The organism is Acidovorax sp. 56, assembly GCF_002749705.1.
Classification (GTDB): Bacteria; Pseudomonadota; Gammaproteobacteria; order Burkholderiales; family Burkholderiaceae_C; genus Acidovorax.
Genome location: NZ_PEEV01000001.1, coordinates 1,620,620 through 1,637,417 on the forward strand (window position 1 = coordinate 1,620,620; position 16,798 = coordinate 1,637,417).

Sequence of the window (16,798 nt, forward strand, 5' to 3'; positions counted from 1 at the left end):
AAAGGCCTTGAATGACTTCAAGGCCTTTTTCGTTCGTGCATCGAAGCTCAGTCGATAGACCTGAGCTGCGTGCCCATCACTCCCACTCGATCGTCGCTGGCGGCTTGCTGCTCACGTCGTACGTCACGCGGTTTATGCCGCGCACTTCGTTGATGATGCGGCCCGACACCTTCTTGAGCAGCGCGTAAGGCAGCTCAGCCCAGTCAGCGGTCATGAAGTCGCTGGTCTGCACGGCGCGCAGGGCCACCACGTAGTCATACGTGCGGCCGTCGCCCATCACGCCCACGCTCTTGACGGGCAGGAACACGGTGAAGGCCTGGCTGGTGAGGTCGTACCAGCTCTTGCCGGTGGCGTCGTCCTTGAAGTTACGCAGCTCTTCGATGAAGATCGCGTCGGCACGGCGCAGCAGGTCGGCGTATTCCTTCTTCACTTCGCCCAAAATGCGCACGCCCAGGCCGGGGCCCGGGAAGGGGTGGCGGTAGACCATCTCTGGCGGCAGGCCCAGGGCCACGCCCAGTTCACGCACTTCGTCCTTGAACAGGTCGCGCAGGGGCTCCAGCAGCTTCAGGCCCAACTGCTCTGGCAGGCCGCCCACGTTGTGGTGGCTCTTGATCGTGACGGCCTTCTTGCTCTTGGCGCCGCCGCTTTCGATCACATCGGGGTAGATGGTGCCCTGAGCCAGGAACGTCGCGCCTTTGACGGTGCGACCAACATCCTCGCCCTTGTGGCCGCCCGTGCCAGCCTTGAGTTTGGCAGCTTCGGCCTTGAACACATCCACAAACAGGCCACCGATGATCTTGCGCTTTTGCTCAGGCTCGCTCACCCCGGCCAGCTTGCCCAGAAACAAGTCGCTGGCGTCCACGCGGATGACCTTGGCGTGCAGCTTGCCCTCGAACATGTCCATCACCATGTCGCCTTCGTTCAGACGCAGCAGGCCGTGGTCCACAAACACGCAGGTGAGCTGGTCACCAATGGCGCGGTGGATCAGCGCGGCAGCCACGGACGAATCCACGCCACCCGACAGGCCGAGGATCACCTCCTCATCGCCCACCTGCTCGCGGATCTTTTGCACAGCCTCTTCGATGTAGTCGCCCATGATCCAGTCAGCACGCGTGCCGCAGATGCCCAGCACAAAGCGCTCCAGCAGCGCCTTGCCCTGCACGGTGTGCGTGACTTCGGGGTGGAACTGCACAGCGTAGTAGCGGCGGCTTTCGTCGGCCATGCCAGCGATAGGGCACGAAGGGGTGGAGCACATCACCTTGAAGCCTGGGGGCAAGGTGGTGACCTTGTCGCCATGGCTCATCCACACCTTGAGCATGCCGTGGCCTTCGGCCGTGGCGAAGTCCTCAATGCCCTTGAGCAGCTCGGTGTGGCCGTGCGCGCGCACTTCGGCATAGCCGAATTCCCGGGTGTTGGAGCCTTCGACCTTGCCACCCAGCTGCTGGGCCATGGTCTGCATGCCGTAGCAGATGCCCAGCACCGGGATGCCGAGTTCAAACACCGCATCCGGCGCCTTGTCATCCACCTCATACACGCTGGCATGGCTGCCCGACAGGATCACGCCCTTGAGCGAGCCGTCCTTGGCGTAGTCACGGACCCATTCGTCCGTCACATCGCAGGGGTGCACTTCGCAGTAGACATTGGCTTCGCGCACGCGGCGGGCAATGAGCTGGGTGACTTGCGAGCCGAAATCGAGGATGAGGATTTTCTGGTGTTGCATGGTGGGGTTCCGTCAGAGGCGGGAGAGGTCAAGAAGGGGGACACCGCTGCGCTGAGCGGCAGCGATCTGTTGGGGATCGAAAGTGGCCAAGGGCAGGCGCAACGAGCGGGCCAGCCACAGGTATGCCGCGTCGAAAGTGGGCAGGCTGGTCTCCAGCGCCACATCCAGCACGGCCTTGTGCTGCGCGGGGGCCAGCTCGTGCAGCTCCACCCGGTGGCGGATGGCTTCAAGCACGCTCCACAGGCCTTCAACCGATGCGGCGGGGATGCGCCCACTGTTCACACCGCAGGCGAGGATGTTGTGGCACTCCCAGTGCCAGAGGTTGGGCGCCTGGGGCTCTACCTCGTCGCGGCGGATCAAGGTGTAGAGGCGGCGCGTGTGGTCGCTGGCGGCATCGGGCAGCAGCCAGGCGGCGGTGACAGATGCATCGAGCACGAAAGCGGTCATGCGGCGCTCCGCCCTGTGTGGCGCAGAGACTCCACCATCGACGGCTCGGCAGGCTGGATGCTGGCATGCAGTGCGTCCATCTGGCCCAGCTCGCGGGCAATCTGCTCGTCCGAGATGACGGGACGGCGGCGCACGGGCAGCATGCGCACCACCTCTTTGCCGTGGCGAGTGATGCGCACCTCCTCGCCCTGCTCGACCAACTCGATCAAGGCAGAGAACCGGGTTTTCGCTTCGTAGATGCCGACGGACTGCATAAGTAAAAAAGTCTGGCCTGAATGGTTAATTCAGACCAGACTATATCAGTCTGACTAGATTTTTTCAATCAGGCCAGATTAGATCAGCAACGATCAGTCAGCGCGGTAGTTCGGTGCTTCCTTGGTGATCTGCACGTCATGCACGTGGCTTTCGCGGATACCAGCGGTGGTGATCTCAACGAACTCTGCCTTGTTGTTCATGTCTTCAATGGTGGCGCAACCGCAGTAGCCCATGGAAGCGCGCACACCGCCAGCCATCTGGAACACGATGGAGACCATCGATCCCTTGTAGGGCACGCGGCCTTCAATGCCCTCAGGCACCAACTTGTCGGCATTGGGATTGCCGGTGGTCGATTCCTGGAAGTAGCGGTCGGCGCTGCCTTGCTGCATGGCGCCGATGGAGCCCATGCCACGGTAGCTCTTGTAGCTGCGGCCCTGGAACAGAATCACTTCGCCAGGCGCTTCTTCAGTGCCCGCAAACATGCCGCCCATCATGATGGTGCTGGCACCAGCAGCCAAAGCCTTGGCGATGTCACCGCTGTAGCGAATACCGCCGTCGGCGATCAGTGGCACACCCGTGCCCTTGAGTGCCGTGGCCACGTTGTCGATGGCCATGATCTGGGGCACACCCACGCCAGCCACGATGCGGGTGGTGCAGATGGAGCCAGGGCCAATACCGACCTTGACGGCATCGGCACCGGCTTCGACCAGCGCCAGCGCTGCAGCGCCCGTGGCGATGTTGCCGCCAATCACATCCACCTGCGGGTAGTTTTGCTTGACCCAGCGCACACGGTCGATCACGCCCTTGCTGTGGCCGTGGGCGGTGTCCACCACGATGGCATCGACACCGGCGCGCACCAGCGCTTCAACGCGCTCTTCAGTGCCCTCGCCCACGCCTACCGCCGCGCCCACGCGCAGGCGGCCCGAGGGGTCGCGCGCTGCATTGGGGAAGCTGGTCTGCTTGGTGATGTCCTTCACCGTGATCAGGCCCTTGAGTTCGAAGGCATCGTTGATCACCAGGATGCGTTCGAGCTTGTGCTTGTTCAGCAACGCCTTGGCTTGCTCAGGCGTCGTGCCGTCTTTTTCGTTGACGGTGATGAGCTTCTCGCGCGGCGTCATGATCTGGTGGACCTTGACGTCGTAACGGGTTTCAAAGCGCAGATCGCGGCCCGTGACGATGCCGACCACCTTGCCACCATCGCACACCGGGAAGCCAGAAATACCCAGTTGCTCTGACAACTGCAGCACTTGCAGCACCGTGTGCTCGGGGGTGATGACCACAGGATCACGCAGCACGCCAGACTCATAGCGCTTGACCTTGGCAACATGCGCTGCCTGCTCTTGCGGAGTGAGGTTTTTGTGAACGATACCGATACCGCCCTCTTGGGCGATGGCAATGGCCAGGCGCGCTTCGGTCACGGTGTCCATGGCGGCGGACACGAGCGGCAGATTCAGCTGGATATTGCGGGAGAGTTTCGTCGCGAGGGACGTGTCCTTGGGCAGGACCTGGGAGTACGCTGGCACCAGCAACACATCGTCGAAGGTGAGCGCTTTTCCAAGTAGGCGCATGAGAAGGCTCCAAAAGACGGATTGTACCCGCACTGCTTCGTGACACGCTGGCCAGAGCCCTACCATCCGTTGCATCAAGACGTCCGTCCATCTGTAACCATGTGCTATTGCTGTGACAACAAACAGCGGGCACGGCTAAACTCATCGCCATGAAAATGCACAAGCTTCTCCTGCTGGCCGTGGCCTGCACTTGGGCACTGGGCGCCGCCGCTCAGTGGCAGTGGATCGACAAAGACGGCCGCAAGGTGTTCAGCGACCGTCCACCTCCGTCCGACATCCCCGCCAAGAGCATCCTGAAGCAGCCCGGTGGGTCCGCTGCAGTGCGCATTGCGCCAGACGCTGGCGCCGCAGCCTCCGGTGCCGACGATGCCGCACCGGTCACGGCAGCCAAAGCCCCCACCAAGCCCGCCAGTGCAGGCAAGGACAAAGAGCTGGAAGAGAAAAAAGCCCAGGCAGAGGCCGCAGAAGCCGCCAAGAAAAAGGCCGAGGAAGAGAAGCTGGCGCGCGCCAAGGCAGAAAACTGCGCACGCGCCCGCCGCGCCAAGGCCGACTTGGAGATGGGCCGCCCCACCATGCAGGTCAACGCCCAAGGCGAGCGCGTCTTTATGGATGAAGCCAGTCGCAACGCTGAAATCAAGCGTGCCAGCGAGATTATGGCAACGGATTGCGCACGCTAATGCGCTGCTGATCCAGCGCAGCGCAGCCAGACAAGGCTGCGGCTCTGTTCAATACCCTGCTTTGGCACCTGGGCGTTTGCTGGCAAAGAGCCCGGTGCTGCGGGCACCCTGTTTGGCAAAACGCTCGCGCCTGGCGACCTTGGGGTCCACTTTCAGGGGGCGGTACAGCTCCACCCGGTCCAGGTCTTGCAGCACCGTCTCTGGGGCCACAGACCGGCCCCATACACCGATCAGCCCCCTGCCCTCTTCGCATCCTATAGACAGTGCAGACAGTGCAGCACCCTGTCCGCAGGCCTTGAGGGCATCAGCCACGGTAGCCCCCTGGGGCAAACTCAATTGCCATTGATGCGTCTGACGGGGTGCCGTGCACGCCACCAGCACAACCCTCAGCGGCTGCATTGCGTCGCCGCTCTTGGTGGGCGATTCACCCATACACCTGCTCCGCACGCTTGACGAAGGCATCCACCATGGTGGCGGCAATGCGGTCAAACACGGGGCCCACCAGCGCGGCCAGTGCCATGCTGCTAAAGCCATAGTTCAATTGCAACTCCACTTTGCACGCCCGCTGGCTGCCATCGCCCACGGGCAAAAAGCGCCAGTCTCCCTCCAACTGTGAGAACGGGCCTTTCACCAAATGCATTTGTACCCTCTGGCCAGGGACGTGGGTGTTGCGGGTCACAAAGGTCTGGCGAATCCCGCCCAGGGCGATGCCCACTTCGGCTGTCATCCCGCCCTCCACATGCTCCAGCACCCGAGCTCGGTCGCACCAAGGGAGAAATTCTGGGTACTGCTCCACGCCAGTGACCAAGGCAAACATTTCTTCGGGGGAATACCAAATGAGGACAGACTTTTGAACGGTTTTCATGCAAACAGGACCGCTACACACAGCGTGATGGCTGGCGGGTGCAAGGGGTCAGAGGAAATTAGAATCGCAGCTGCGAGACAGCGACAATTGTAGGGAGGCCTTTTATCTTCCGGTTTGCGTCTTATCTAATTCCTCATGGCCAAAAAACCCGATCCATCGTCCCGCATCGCTGACAACAAGAAAGCGGCTTTCAACTACTTCTTTGAAGAACGCCACGAGGCCGGCATGGTGCTGCACGGCTGGGAGGTCAAGGCGCTGCGCGAGGGCAAAGTGCAATTGACCGATGGCTACGTGCTCATCCGCGAAGGCGAGCTGTACCTGCTGGGCTGCCTGATCCAGGCGCTGAAGACGGCCTCCACCCATGTAAACCCAGAGTCGGCACGCACCAAGAAGCTGCTGCTCAAAAAAGACGATATCAAACGCTTGATCAGCAAGGTCGAGCAAAAGGGCTACACCCTCGTCCCCCTGAACCTGCACTGGAAGAACGGGTTTGTGAAATGCGAAATTGCCTTGGCCAAGGGCAAGGCCGAACATGACAAGCGCGACACCATCAAGGACCGCGAGGGCAAACGAGAGGTGGAGCGGGCCATGAAAAGCCGCAACCGCTGACCCTTGCAGCCGCTCAGCCCCAAATAAAAAGCCGCTCGTCGAGCGGCTTTTTCATGCCAACGCAAGCCGTACCGCGCCAAAAATCAGGCCAAGTTGGCCAGGGGGTGCGCATGCGCCGGCCAGGGACTTGCAAAGAACGGCGCCACCATTTCAGGCGTCACGTCTTCAATGCGGCCGGGGTTCCACTGCGGGGCGTGGTCCTTGTCTACCGCCAGGGCGCGGATGCCTTCCACGGTTTCACTCTGCCCAGGGCGCAGATAGAAGCAGTGGCGCACCATGTCGCGCTCCATGCGCAAATCATCGGCCAGGCCCATGCCGCGTGCCCGGCGGATCTGCTCCAGCACCACGTGCAGCATCAGCGGAGAGCGCTTGCGCAGCGTGGCCGCCGCAGTGCGCGCCCAATCGGTGTCCGCCGCTTCCAGCGCCGTGACAATCGCCCCGACGGTGGACAGCGAAAAATACTGATCAATTTGGGCTCTAGCGCTTGTGTGATAAGCGCTAACAGCTACAAATTTTGAAGCAACAAACGACCGGACCGCCTGCCCGTCGGCAAACGACTGGCTGCCCAGCGCCTCCCACACGGCAGCTTGCTGGTCTGACGGCAGGCAGCCATCGGCCAACTGGTTCTCGATAGCGTCGCCCGCGCCAATGGTGTCGCCCGTCAGGGCCAACCACTCACCTACGCTGCCAGGGCAGCGACTCAGAAAGTAGCCACCGCCCACATCGGGGAACAGGCCAATCGCCGTCTCAGGCATGGCCATCTTGGTGCGCTCGGTCACCACGCGCAGCGCTGCGCCCTGGCTGATGCCCATGCCGCCACCCATCACGATGCCGTCCATGAAGGCGATGTAGGGCTTGGCGTAGCTGTGGATCAGGTGGTTGAGCGCGTATTCCTCAGTGAAAAAATCTTCGAGCTGTGGATTGCCCTGGCTGCCTGCCTGGTGCAAAAAGCGAATATCGCCACCCGCACAGAAGGCGCCAAAGGGGCCTTCTTTGTTGCTGCCCCGGATGGCCACAGCCAGCACCCGGTGGTCTGCCTGCCAGGCCAGCAACGTGCCCATCAGCTCGCGCACCATGCCCAGCGACAGCGCATTCAGCGCCCGGGGCCGGTTCAAGGTAATGAACCCGACCTGACCGCGCACTTCGCTCACAACGTCACTCACCACGTCTTTCGATACTTCCGTCATCACTGTCTCCATCATTTTTGTTCCTTCCAACCCAGCATTTCATTCAACACCAAGGCACCAATCACCAGGGCGCCACCAGCCAACACGGCGGGTGCCGGGCGCTCACCCGCGCCCAGCCAGGCCAAGAGGATGCCAAAGATCACCTCCAGCAGGCCAAGCAAAGCCATCTCAGGCGCCTTCAGCACGCGGCCACAGCGCACCGCCAACACGCAGGGGATGGCCAATTGAAACACCCCTAGCAAAGCCAGCAAGAATAAATCATGCGGCGTGGCCTGAAACGGCAGGGCTAACGGCAAAGTGACCAGCACCGACAGCACCGCCCCCACCAGCACCGCAGGCACCAGGTCGACGGCGTGGCCGTGCCGCTGCGAGTGTTGCACCACCGTCCAGTTGGCAGCGGCTGCCACAGGCACACACAGCGCCACCAGGGTGCCCGACAGCGGCAACCCCGCCATCTGCGAGCCATACATCCAGCCAATGCCCAGCCCGGCCAGGCCAATGGCCGCCCAGGTGCGCGGTGCAATGCGATGGCCAATGAACATGCGCGCAAACAGCGCCGTGAGCAGCGGGCCTGCCGCCATGGTCACCAGCACATTGGCCACAGGCATCAGCATCATGGCCACCATGAAGGCGGTGAACATCACCGCCCAGCACAGCCCAGACAGCCACAGGGCCGCTCCACCCCTGCGCATCACCCCAAACACCCCTCGCCCCTGCACAGCGGGCAACAGGATCAGCAGACTGAGCAGGGTAAAAAGGCTGCGCCAGAAAGTCACCTCAAAGCTGCGCGCCTGTTCCAGGTGGCGGGTCACCACCCCGGCGATGGACCACAGCAGGGTCACAACCACCATCAGGAGCACCGCGCGGGAATGTGTGAGTTTCAACATGGATCGGTTGTGTCAAACCATCAAATCAAATGAAAAAAAGGGCCGCAGCATGGCTGGGCCCTTTTTCTGCGAGAGCAACGCACACCCGCCAAAGGCTCAGTGCGCGTGCTTCAGCGGTCCGCTCAGGAACGGCCAGCGCGCTTGCGCTCGTTTTCTGTCAGGTGGCGCTTGCGCAGGCGCACGCTCTTGGGCGTGATTTCGACCAGCTCGTCGTCCTCGATGAATTCCACACCGTATTCCAGCGTGAGGTCGATCGGGGGCGTGATCTTGATCGCGTCTTCCTTGCCGGAGACGCGGAAGTTGGTCAGCTGCTTGGTGCGCGTGGCGTTCACGATCAGGTCGTTGTCGCGGCTGTGGATGCCGACGATCATGCCTTCGTACACGGGGTCGTTCGCCTTCACGAACATGCGGCCACGGTCGTCCAGCTTGCCCAGGGCGTAGGTGAAGATTTCACCGTCGTCCATGGAGATCAGCACACCGTTCTTGCGGCCACCGATGTCGCCCTTGTGCGGCTCGTAGCTGTCGAAGATGTTGGAGATCAGGCCGGAACCGCGCGTCAGGTTCAGGAATTCGTTGGTGAAACCGATCAGGCCACGGGCCGGGATGCGGTACTCCAGGCGCACGCGGCCACGGCCGTCGGACTCCATGTTCACCAGCTCGCCCTTGCGCTCGCCCAGGGCTTGCATCACGCCGCCTTGGTGGCCTTCTTCAATGTCGGCAGTCACCAGCTCGATAGGCTCGCACTTCTCGCCATTGATTTCCTTGAACACCACGCGGGGCTTGGACACAGCCAGCTCGTAACCTTCGCGGCGCATGTTTTCCAGCAAGATGGTCAGGTGCAGTTCACCACGGCCCATCACTTCAAAGATACCTTCTTCGTCGGTTTCCTTCACGCGGAGGGCCACGTTGTGCTGCAGTTCCTTTTGCAGGCGGTCCCAGATCTGGCGGCTGGTCACGAACTTGCCTTCACGGCCTGCCAGGGGCGAGGTGTTCACGCAGAAGTTCATGGTCAGCGTGGGCTCGTCCACCTTCAGCATGGGCAGCGGTGCAGGGTTGGCCGGGTCGGTCACGGTCACGCCGATACCGATGTCTTCGATGCCGTTGATCAGCACGATGTCGCCAGGGCCAGCCATTGGCGTCTGCATGCGGTCCAGACCCTGGAAGGTCAGCACCTGGTTCACACGGCCCTTGACGGCCTTGCCATCGGGGCCTTCCATGACGACCACGTCCATCATGGGCTTCAGCGTACCTTGGCTGATACGGCCCACGCCGATGCGGCCCACGAAGGTGGAGAAGTCCAGCGCCGAGATTTGCAGTTGCAGCGGCGCGCTCGCGTCACCCGTGTTCGGGGGCACGTGCTTGAGGATGGTGTCGAACAGGGCCGACATGTCGGGACCCCACTGCTCACCCGGAGCGCCTTCTTCCAGCGACGACCAGCCGTTGATGCCCGAGGCGTACACCACGGGGAAGTCGAGTTGCTCGTCGGTCGCGCCCAGCTTGTCGAACAGGTCAAACGCAGCGTTCACCACCTTGTCGGGGTTGGCACCGGGCTTGTCCACCTTGTTCACGACCAGGATGGGGCGCAGGCCCAAGGCCAGGGCCTTCTTGGTCACGAAGCGCGTTTGGGGCATGGGGCCTTCTTGCGCATCGATCAGCAGCACCACGCTGTCCACCATGGACAGGGCACGTTCCACTTCGCCGCCGAAGTCCGCGTGACCAGGGGTGTCCACGATGTTGATGTGCGTACCCTTCCAGCTCACGGCGCAGTTCTTGGCCAGGATGGTGATGCCACGCTCTTTTTCAATCGCGTTGTTGTCCATCACGGTATCGACGACCTTCTCGTGGTCGGCGAAGGTGCCGGACTGGCGCAGCAGCTGGTCCACCATGGTGGTTTTGCCATGGTCAACGTGGGCAATGATCGCGATATTGCGGATTTGTTTAGTCATAGTTTTTCCAATGTGCCGCTGTGCGCCATGGACGCGGAATGCGGCGTGCCTTCCAAAATTTGTTGAATTTCCAGCGGACTCAGGAGCCTGCCCGGCACCAGCTCCCCGCCAACGATATGGCCCACCCCCAGCAATGCCGGTGGCTTGTCACCAAAAACCGCCACGGCACTGGCGTCCGGCCAGGATCCACGGCGACGCACGCCCGACAGGAACCGGGCCGCATTGTCGCCGTCCAACGTGACACGCGTGTGCCCCACCAGCAGCGACTCAGGGGGCTCCAGGCAGGCCAGACGCCCTGCCTCGTCCATGGCCTCCAGCTGCGCCAGTGTGACGCAGCGCTCGACACCAAGACCCCCCGTATCAATACGGCGCAAAAAGGTCAGGTGAGCCCCCACCCCCAGCGCAGCACCAATGTCTTCCCCCAGGGTACGGATGTACGTTCCCTTGCTGCAAGTCACTATCATTTTGATAGCTACCTGCGCTTGTTCTGTGCGCGCAAGGGTCAATTCCAATGCATGAATGACCACATTGCGCGCTTCGCGCTCCACGGCAATGCCGGCGCGGGCATATTCGTACAGCGCCTTGCCGTCCTTCTTCAGCGCACTGTGCATGGGCGGCACCTGGCTGATCGGGCCCGTGAACTGTTGCTGCACGGCAGCAATACGCTCTGGCGTCACCTGCTCGGGCAGCACCTCACGGCGCTCCAGCACATCCCCCTCGGCGTCGCCGGTGGTGGTGGTGGTGCCCAGCAGCGCAATGGCTTCGTAGGTTTTGGCCGCCTCCAACTGCAACTGGCTGAACTTGGTGGCAGCACCAAAGCACAGCGGTAGCACGCCGGAAGCCAGCGGATCCAGCGTGCCGGTGTGGCCCGCTTTTTCGGCGCGCAGCAGCCACTTCGCCTTTTGCAAGGCGTCGTTACTGGACAGGCCCAGGGGTTTGTCGAGCAGCAGCACTCCGTGCACCGGGCGCCGCTGCACCCGGATGCGGGGAGCGCGCTCGGTCATGCTTCCTCGTCGTCTTTGGCGCGAGAAGCAACGGCGCGCGCAATCAGCGCATTCATATCGGCCGCACGCTCAGAGGTGCGATCGAACATGAAGTGCAGCGTAGGCACCGTATGGATGTGCAAGCGCTTGAACAAACCATTGCGCAAAAAGCCCGCGGCCTGGTTCAGCGCCACCTGTGTCTCCACAGGGTCGCCCGTCAGCAGGCTGAAGAACACCTTGGCATGGGCGTAGTCAGGGGTGACCTCCACACCCTGCAGCGTCACCATGCCCACGCGCGGGTCTTTCAGCTCGCGCGCAATCAGCTCGGTCAGATCGCGCTGGATCTGATCGGCCACCTTGAAGGCGCGGTTGGGAGTGGAGGATTTCTTCGCTGCCATGTCGTCGCTCTTGCCTGGTACGCCTTACAGCGTCCGTGCGATTTCCTTGATGTCAAAGAATTCGAGGTGATCGCCTTCTTTGATGTCGTTGTAGTTCTTGAGCTTGATACCGCACTCGAAGCCTTCCTTGACTTCCTTGACGTCGTCCTTGAGGCGCTTGACCGAGTCGACATCGCCGGTGTAGACCACCACGTTGTCGCGCAGCAGGCGGAACTTGGCATTGCGGTGCACCATACCGGACGTGATGTACGAGCCGGCAATCGTGCCGATCTTCGTTGCCACGAACACAGTGCGGATTTCGGCCGTACCAATGATCTCTTCGCGTTGCTCTGGGGCCAGCATGCCCGACATAGCGACCTTGAGCTCGTCCACAGCGTCGTAAATGATGCTGTAGTAATGCAGGTCCACGCCATTGCCTTCGGCTGTCTTGCGAGCGCCGGCATCGGCACGCACATTGAAGCCAATCACGATGGCCTTGGAGGCGATCGCCAGGTTGATGTCGGACTCGCTGATGCCGCCCACGCCGGCGTACACCAGTTGCACCTTGATTTCGTCGGTCGAGAGCTTGAGCAACGATTGCGACAGCGCTTCCTGCGAACCCTGCACGTCGGCCTTGACGATGATGGGCAGGGTCTTGACCTCGCCCGCCGTCATGTCGGCAAACATGTTTTCCAGCTTGGCGGCTTGCTGCTTGGCCAGCTTGGTGTTGCGGAACTTGCCTGCACGGTAGGTGGCGATTTCGCGCGCACGGCGCTCGTCGGTCATCACCATGAAGTCGTCGCCCGCCTGCGGCACTTCCGTCAGACCCTGGATTTCCACCGGGATCGAAGGACCTGCGGTCTTGGCGACCTTGCCGTTTTCGTCCAGCATGGCGCGCACACGGCCATAGGTCTGGCCAGCCAGCACGATATCGCCCACCTTGAGCGTACCGGATTGCACCAGCACCGTGGCCACGGGGCCGCGGCCCTTGTCCAGCTGGGCTTCAATCACCAGGCCCTTGGCCAGCGATTCCACCGGGGCCTTCAGCTCCAGCACTTCGGCTTGCAACAGCACTTGCTCCAGCAGTGCGTCAATGCCCATACCCGTCTTGGAAGACACAGGTACGAACGGCGAATCACCACCGTATTCTTCCGGCACCACCTCTTCCACCACCAGCTCTTGCTTGACGCGGTCGGGGTTGGCATCGGGCTTGTCGGCCTTGGTAATGGCCACCACGATAGGAACACCAGCCGCCTTGGCGTGCTTGATGGCTTCCTTGGTCTGGGGCATGACACCGTCGTCCGCTGCCACCACCAGAATCACGATGTCGGTAGCCTGGGCACCGCGGGCACGCATGGCCGTAAAGGCCTCGTGACCTGGGGTATCCAGGAACGACACCATGCCGCGTGGCGTTTCGACGTGGTAGGCACCAATGTGCTGCGTAATGCCACCGGCTTCGCCCGCAGCCACCTTGGCGCGGCGGATGTAGTCCAGCAACGAGGTCTTGCCGTGGTCGACGTGGCCCATGACGGTCACCACAGGGGCACGAGGCAACAGCTCTGCGTTTTGCTGACCTGCATCTTCGTCGGTGAAGGCTTCTGGATCGTCCAGTGCCGCCACCACCGCCTTGTGGCCCAGTTCTTCCACCACGATCATGGCAGTGTCCTGGTCCAGCGGCTGGTTGATGGTGACCATCTGGCCCATCTTCATCAAAGCCTTGATGACTTCAGAGGCCTTGATCGACATCTTGTGCGCCAGCTCTGCCACCGTGATGGTTTCAGGCACATGCACTTCAATGATGCGGGCTTCCACCGGCGCAGATTGCTGGTGGTCATCACGCTGATCGCGGTTGTCGCCACGGCGGCCACGAGGACCACCGCGCCAGTTGTTGCGCCCCACACCACCGCTGCTGTCGCCGCGGGTCTTGATTTCTTTCTTCTTGGCCGTGTCATTGGCCCAGCTGGAGGACAGCTTGGCCGATTTGACTTCCTTGCCAGCCCCTGCGCCAGGCGCAGCAGGTGCAGCAGCACCCGCATTGCGCGGCCCTGTGCCGGTACCAACGGCAGGCTTGTGCAAAGTGCCCTTCTTGGCGTCACCCACAGCAGCAGGCTTGGCCACTGGCTTGGGTTCTTCGGGCTTCTTGGCCACCATGACCGCCTTCTTGGGCGTTGCCATCATGGAGCGGATCGCTGCAGCTTCGGCCTCGGCCTTGCGGCGGCGGGCGTCCAGATCGGCAGCGCGCGCGGTTTCTTCGTCGGCACGCGCCTTGGATTCGGCAGCGGCCTTTTCGCGGGCTTCGGTCTGGGCGGCATTGCGCGCAGCAGCTTCAGCAGCCTGTTCACGGGTGGCTTCCTGCTTGACAGCAGACGCCTGCGCCTTCTTTTCGGCTTCCTGGGCTGCGTAGGCGGCGGCACGCTCTTCGGCTTCGCGCTCACGCTTTTCGCGGGCTTCGCGCTCGGCACGCTTTTCAGCGAGCTCTGTCTCCTGGCGGCGAATCAACTCGGCCTGGCGGCGGGCTTCTTCCTCGCGGCGAGCCAATTCGATGTCCTCGCTGGAAACAGCGGCTTCTTCGGCGGCAGGCGCTGCAGATTCAGCAGCGGACTCGACGCCTTCATCGCGCTGGATGAAGGTGCGCTTCTTGCGCACTTCCACCTGGATCGTGCGGGCCTTGCCAGTGGCATCGGCCTGCTTGATTTCGCTGGTGGACTTCTTGACCATGGTGATCTTCTTGCGATCACCCGAAGCGGTGCCGTGGCTGGCCTGAAGGTAAGCCAACAGCTTTTGCTTGTCGGGCTCGGTCAGGGCATCCGAAGGGGCAGCCTTGCTCACACCCGCAGCCTTGAGCTGGTCAAGCAGAGTTTCAGGCGATTTTTTGAGTTCGTTTGCGAACTCGGCGACAGTATTACTGGACATATTTGGTTCGTGCCTCCCTGACCTTTACTCTTGCCCCGCCGCGAACCAATGTTCGCGGGCCTTCATGATCAAGGCCTTGGCATCTTCTGCAGACTGCCCGGTCAGGTCGGTCAGCTCATCAATGGCCAGATCGGCCAGGTCGTCACGTGTGTGCACACCGCCTTCAGCCAGCTTGGCAATCAGGTCGGGGGTGATGCCGTCGAGGTCGCGCAGGTCTTGAGAGACCTCATCCACGCTTTCCTCACGGGCGATTTCCATGGTCAGCAGCGCATCCTTGGCACGGGCACGCAGCTCGTTCACGGTGTCTTCGTCAAACGATTCGATCTCCAGCATTTCCTGCAGCGGCACATAGGCCACTTCTTCCAGGGTGGCAAAGCCTTCTGAGATCAGGATGTCGGCGATTTCCTCGTCCACATCCAGCTTCTCCATGAACAGACGGCGCGAGGCATCGGACTCGTTGGCCTGCTTTTGGGCAGACTCGGCAGCGTCCATGATGTTGATCTTCCAGCCCGTCAGGTCGGAAGCCAGGCGCACATTCTGGCCACCACGGCCGATGGCGATGGCAAGGTTTTCCTCGTCCACCACCACATCCATGGCGTGTTTTTCTTCGTCCACCACGATGGAGGACACGTTGGCAGGCGCCAGCGCACCAATCACAAACTGGGCGGGGTCTTCGGACCACAGAACGATGTCCACACGCTCGCCAGCCAACTCGTTGGTCACGGCGTTCACACGAGTGCCGCGCACACCAACGCAAGTGCCGATGGGGTCCACGCGCTTGTCGTGGCTCAGCACGGCGATCTTGGCGCGCGAGCCGGGGTCACGGGCGCAGTTCTTGATCTCCAGCAGGCCTTGCTCGATTTCAGGCACTTCCTGGCGGAAGAGTTCGACCATGAATTCGGGGGCCGAACGCGACAGGATGATGGGAGCGCCACGCAGCGTCAGGTCCACTTCCATGATCATGGCGCGCACACGGTCGCCGCTGCGCAGATTTTCCTTGGGGATCATCTCGCTGCGACGCAGGCGGCCTTCCACACGGCCAGACTCGACAATGATGTCGCCCTTGTCCATGCGCTTGACGGTGCCGGTAAAGATCTTTTCGCCACGCGACATGAAGTCGTTGAGCAGCATTTCGCGCTCAGCGTCGCGGATCTTTTGCAGGATGACCTGCTTGGCCGCCATGGCGCCAATGCGGCCGATGGGCACGGATTCCACGCCCTCTTCGATGTACTCACCCACCTCGATATCGGCCACGCGTTCGCGGGCATCCATCAGCAGCTCTTCGGCTTCGGGGTTTTGCAGACCGGCGTCATCGGGCACCACCAGCCAGCGGCGGAAAGTCTCGTAGTTGCCGCTGTCGCGATCGATGGACACACGGATGTCCACCTCGCCTTGGTACAGCTTTTTGGTAGCCTGGGCCAGGGCCGATTCCACCGCACCCAAGACCACATCACGCTCCACGTTCTTCTCGCGCGAAATGGCCTCAACCAACATCAACAATTCGCGATTCATGCGACGACTCTCCTATTTCAATCACCCGAAGACGCAGGCCCCTGCGGGCGGCCTGCCATCCCAATTGTTCTGAACAGCTCAGGCAGCGCCCTGCTCTGCCTTGCCGGCACGCCCCTTGAAGTCCACGATGGGCGCCAGGCGCGCATCACGCAACTCATCCAGGGCAAAGCCCAGTGCCTGCAATGGTGCTGGCACCCGTTTTTTGCTGACTTTCTGGCCGGGCTTGACCGCAGGCTCGTCTCTCCAGACGATCTGCCAGCCCCCGGACTCGGCGCGCTCGAGCGTGCCGCGAAATTTCTTGCGGTTGGCACTGACCTGGCCCGCCGCTGCTGCGCCCATGGGCGCCTTCAAGGTGATGTCGATGACAGAGCCTTCAAAGCGCACGAAGTCCTGCTCGTGGCGAAGGGGGCGGTCAATGCCTGGGGATGACACTTCCAGGCGCTTGTATTCGACGCCATCCACTTCCAGCGCAAATTGCAGCTGGCGGGTGACTTTTTCGCAGTCTTCCACCGTAACGAACTGATCCAGCACAGGCTGGGGAGCATCCACAACAGGCGCCACCCAGGGCAAATCAATGGTGATGCGCAGCAGGCCACCGGCAGAGCGCTCAATCTCTACCAGGTCATAGCCCAGACCGATCACAATTTGTTCGACGATTTGCTGCAGTGCCACGTGTTCAGTTCAATCCCGGGAAAAACAAAAAACCCGATAACCCCCAGAAGACTCCCCCTTCTGACAGCTTCGAGCTCCAAAACCAAACGGCCAAAAAAAACGGGCGGTTGGTACCCGCCCGCTTGGTCGTGAGAAACGTATTGTAGCCTGTAACGCCTTGATTTGCAAAGCCAGCCTGTT

The 16,798-nt window shown here is 61.8% G+C and carries 16 protein-coding genes; 2 read left to right on the forward strand and 14 right to left on the reverse strand.

What is annotated here, in order from left to right; genetic code table 11:
* Positions 1-76: 76 nt before the first annotated feature.
* From guaA to guaB, 4 genes are all read right to left on the reverse strand, one after another.
* Positions 77-1,720 carry a glutamine-hydrolyzing GMP synthase gene (gene guaA / locus CLU88_RS07175; RefSeq protein ID WP_099655999.1) on the reverse strand — a complete coding sequence of 548 codons (1,644 nt, stop codon included), beginning with the start codon at positions 1,718-1,720 and terminating at the stop codon, positions 77-79.
* Positions 1,721-1,732: 12 nt separating this feature from the next.
* The gene (locus tag CLU88_RS07180; protein WP_099656000.1) at positions 1,733-2,167 is read right to left on the reverse strand and encodes a type II toxin-antitoxin system VapC family toxin; all 435 of its coding nucleotides are present in this window, start codon (positions 2,165-2,167) and stop codon (positions 1,733-1,735) included.
* Positions 2,164-2,421 carry a type II toxin-antitoxin system Phd/YefM family antitoxin gene (locus CLU88_RS07185; RefSeq protein ID WP_099656001.1) on the reverse strand — a complete coding sequence of 86 codons (258 nt, stop codon included), beginning with the start codon at positions 2,419-2,421 and terminating at the stop codon, positions 2,164-2,166. The genes CLU88_RS07180 and CLU88_RS07185 overlap by 4 nt, the downstream gene beginning before the upstream one ends.
* 93 nt (positions 2,422-2,514) lie before the next feature.
* Positions 2,515-3,990, reverse strand: coding sequence for an IMP dehydrogenase (gene guaB / locus CLU88_RS07190; RefSeq protein WP_099656002.1), 1,476 nt, complete (start codon positions 3,988-3,990; stop codon positions 2,515-2,517).
* Positions 3,991-4,139: 149 nt separating this feature from the next.
* Here guaB and CLU88_RS07195 point away from each other — a divergent pair, with 149 nt between their 5' ends.
* Positions 4,140-4,667, forward strand: a complete 528-nt coding sequence (locus CLU88_RS07195; RefSeq protein WP_099656003.1) for a DUF4124 domain-containing protein — start codon at positions 4,140-4,142, stop codon at positions 4,665-4,667.
* Between the two features lie 48 nt (positions 4,668-4,715).
* Here CLU88_RS07195 and CLU88_RS07200 read toward each other — a convergent pair whose 3' ends face one another.
* Both CLU88_RS07200 and CLU88_RS07205 read right to left on the reverse strand, forming a co-directional pair.
* A complete protein-coding gene (locus CLU88_RS07200; protein ID WP_369827605.1) occupies positions 4,716-5,201 on the reverse strand; it encodes an RnfH family protein in 486 nt (161 codons plus the stop codon).
* Positions 5,092-5,532 (reverse strand): type II toxin-antitoxin system RatA family toxin, encoded by a 441-nt coding sequence (locus tag CLU88_RS07205; RefSeq protein ID WP_099656004.1) that lies wholly within the window; start codon positions 5,530-5,532, stop codon positions 5,092-5,094. Before CLU88_RS07205 ends, CLU88_RS07200 begins: the two co-directional genes overlap by 110 nt.
* 135 nt (positions 5,533-5,667) lie before the next feature.
* On the opposite strand from CLU88_RS07205, the gene smpB reads away from it, so the two are divergent.
* A complete protein-coding gene (smpB, locus tag CLU88_RS07210) occupies positions 5,668-6,141 on the forward strand; it encodes an SsrA-binding protein SmpB (RefSeq protein ID WP_099656005.1) in 474 nt (157 codons plus the stop codon).
* Between the two features lie 83 nt (positions 6,142-6,224).
* Here smpB and CLU88_RS07215 read toward each other — a convergent pair whose 3' ends face one another.
* The 8 genes from CLU88_RS07215 to rimP all read right to left on the reverse strand — a co-directional run bounded on the left by CLU88_RS07215 (position 6,225) and on the right by rimP (position 16,618).
* Positions 6,225-7,328 (reverse strand): enoyl-CoA hydratase/isomerase family protein, encoded by a 1,104-nt coding sequence (locus tag CLU88_RS07215; protein ID WP_099658709.1) that lies wholly within the window; start codon positions 7,326-7,328, stop codon positions 6,225-6,227.
* Positions 7,329-7,339: 11 nt separating this feature from the next.
* The gene (locus tag CLU88_RS07220) at positions 7,340-8,215 is read right to left on the reverse strand and encodes a DMT family transporter (RefSeq protein ID WP_099656006.1); all 876 of its coding nucleotides are present in this window, start codon (positions 8,213-8,215) and stop codon (positions 7,340-7,342) included.
* 122 nt (positions 8,216-8,337) lie between these two features.
* Positions 8,338-10,161: a translational GTPase TypA gene (gene typA / locus CLU88_RS07225; RefSeq protein ID WP_099656007.1), complete on the reverse strand. Its 1,824-nt coding sequence runs from the start codon at positions 10,159-10,161 to the stop codon at positions 8,338-8,340.
* Complete coding sequence (truB, locus tag CLU88_RS07230; protein ID WP_099656008.1) at positions 10,158-11,165, reverse strand: tRNA pseudouridine(55) synthase TruB; 1,008 nt, start codon at positions 11,163-11,165, stop codon at positions 10,158-10,160. Before truB ends, typA begins: the two co-directional genes overlap by 4 nt.
* A complete protein-coding gene (gene rbfA / locus CLU88_RS07235; RefSeq protein WP_099656009.1) occupies positions 11,162-11,542 on the reverse strand; it encodes a 30S ribosome-binding factor RbfA in 381 nt (126 codons plus the stop codon). Before rbfA ends, truB begins: the two co-directional genes overlap by 4 nt.
* Positions 11,543-11,566: 24 nt before the next feature.
* Positions 11,567-14,434, reverse strand: coding sequence for a translation initiation factor IF-2 (gene infB / locus CLU88_RS07240; protein ID WP_099656010.1), 2,868 nt, complete (start codon positions 14,432-14,434; stop codon positions 11,567-11,569).
* Between the two features lie 24 nt (positions 14,435-14,458).
* Positions 14,459-15,946, reverse strand: a complete 1,488-nt coding sequence (nusA, locus tag CLU88_RS07245) for a transcription termination factor NusA (RefSeq protein ID WP_099656011.1) — start codon at positions 15,944-15,946, stop codon at positions 14,459-14,461.
* 78 nt (positions 15,947-16,024) lie between these two features.
* Positions 16,025-16,618: a ribosome maturation factor RimP gene (gene rimP / locus CLU88_RS07250; RefSeq protein WP_099656012.1), complete on the reverse strand. Its 594-nt coding sequence runs from the start codon at positions 16,616-16,618 to the stop codon at positions 16,025-16,027.
* Positions 16,619-16,798: the final 180 nt, after the last annotated feature.

Excerpts from the sequence above, each read along its gene's own strand:
- guaA (WP_099655999.1), bottom strand. The coding sequence starts at position 1,720 with ATGCAACACCAGAAAATCCTCATCCTCGATTTCGGCTCGCAAGTCACC.
- CLU88_RS07180 (WP_099656000.1), bottom strand. The coding sequence starts at position 2,167 with ATGACCGCTTTCGTGCTCGATGCATCTGTCACCGCCGCCTGGCTGCTG.
- CLU88_RS07185 (WP_099656001.1), bottom strand. The coding sequence starts at position 2,421 with ATGCAGTCCGTCGGCATCTACGAAGCGAAAACCCGGTTCTCTGCCTTG.
- guaB (WP_099656002.1), bottom strand. The coding sequence starts at position 3,990 with ATGCGCCTACTTGGAAAAGCGCTCACCTTCGACGATGTGTTGCTGGTG.
- CLU88_RS07195 (WP_099656003.1), top strand. The coding sequence starts at position 4,140 with ATGAAAATGCACAAGCTTCTCCTGCTGGCCGTGGCCTGCACTTGGGCA.
- CLU88_RS07200 (WP_369827605.1), bottom strand. The coding sequence starts at position 5,201 with ATGGCTTTAGCAGCATGGCACTGGCCGCGCTGGTGGGCCCCGTGTTTG.
- CLU88_RS07205 (WP_099656004.1), bottom strand. The coding sequence starts at position 5,532 with ATGAAAACCGTTCAAAAGTCTGTCCTCATTTGGTATTCCCCCGAAGAA.
- smpB (WP_099656005.1), top strand. The coding sequence starts at position 5,668 with ATGGCCAAAAAACCCGATCCATCGTCCCGCATCGCTGACAACAAGAAA.
- CLU88_RS07215 (WP_099658709.1), bottom strand. The coding sequence starts at position 7,328 with ATGACGGAAGTATCGAAAGACGTGGTGAGTGACGTTGTGAGCGAAGTG.
- CLU88_RS07220 (WP_099656006.1), bottom strand. The coding sequence starts at position 8,215 with ATGTTGAAACTCACACATTCCCGCGCGGTGCTCCTGATGGTGGTTGTG.
- typA (WP_099656007.1), bottom strand. The coding sequence starts at position 10,161 with ATGACTAAACAAATCCGCAATATCGCGATCATTGCCCACGTTGACCAT.
- truB (WP_099656008.1), bottom strand. The coding sequence starts at position 11,165 with ATGACCGAGCGCGCTCCCCGCATCCGGGTGCAGCGGCGCCCGGTGCAC.
- rbfA (WP_099656009.1), bottom strand. The coding sequence starts at position 11,542 with ATGGCAGCGAAGAAATCCTCCACTCCCAACCGCGCCTTCAAGGTGGCC.
- infB (WP_099656010.1), bottom strand. The coding sequence starts at position 14,434 with ATGTCCAGTAATACTGTCGCCGAGTTCGCAAACGAACTCAAAAAATCG.
- nusA (WP_099656011.1), bottom strand. The coding sequence starts at position 15,946 with ATGAATCGCGAATTGTTGATGTTGGTTGAGGCCATTTCGCGCGAGAAG.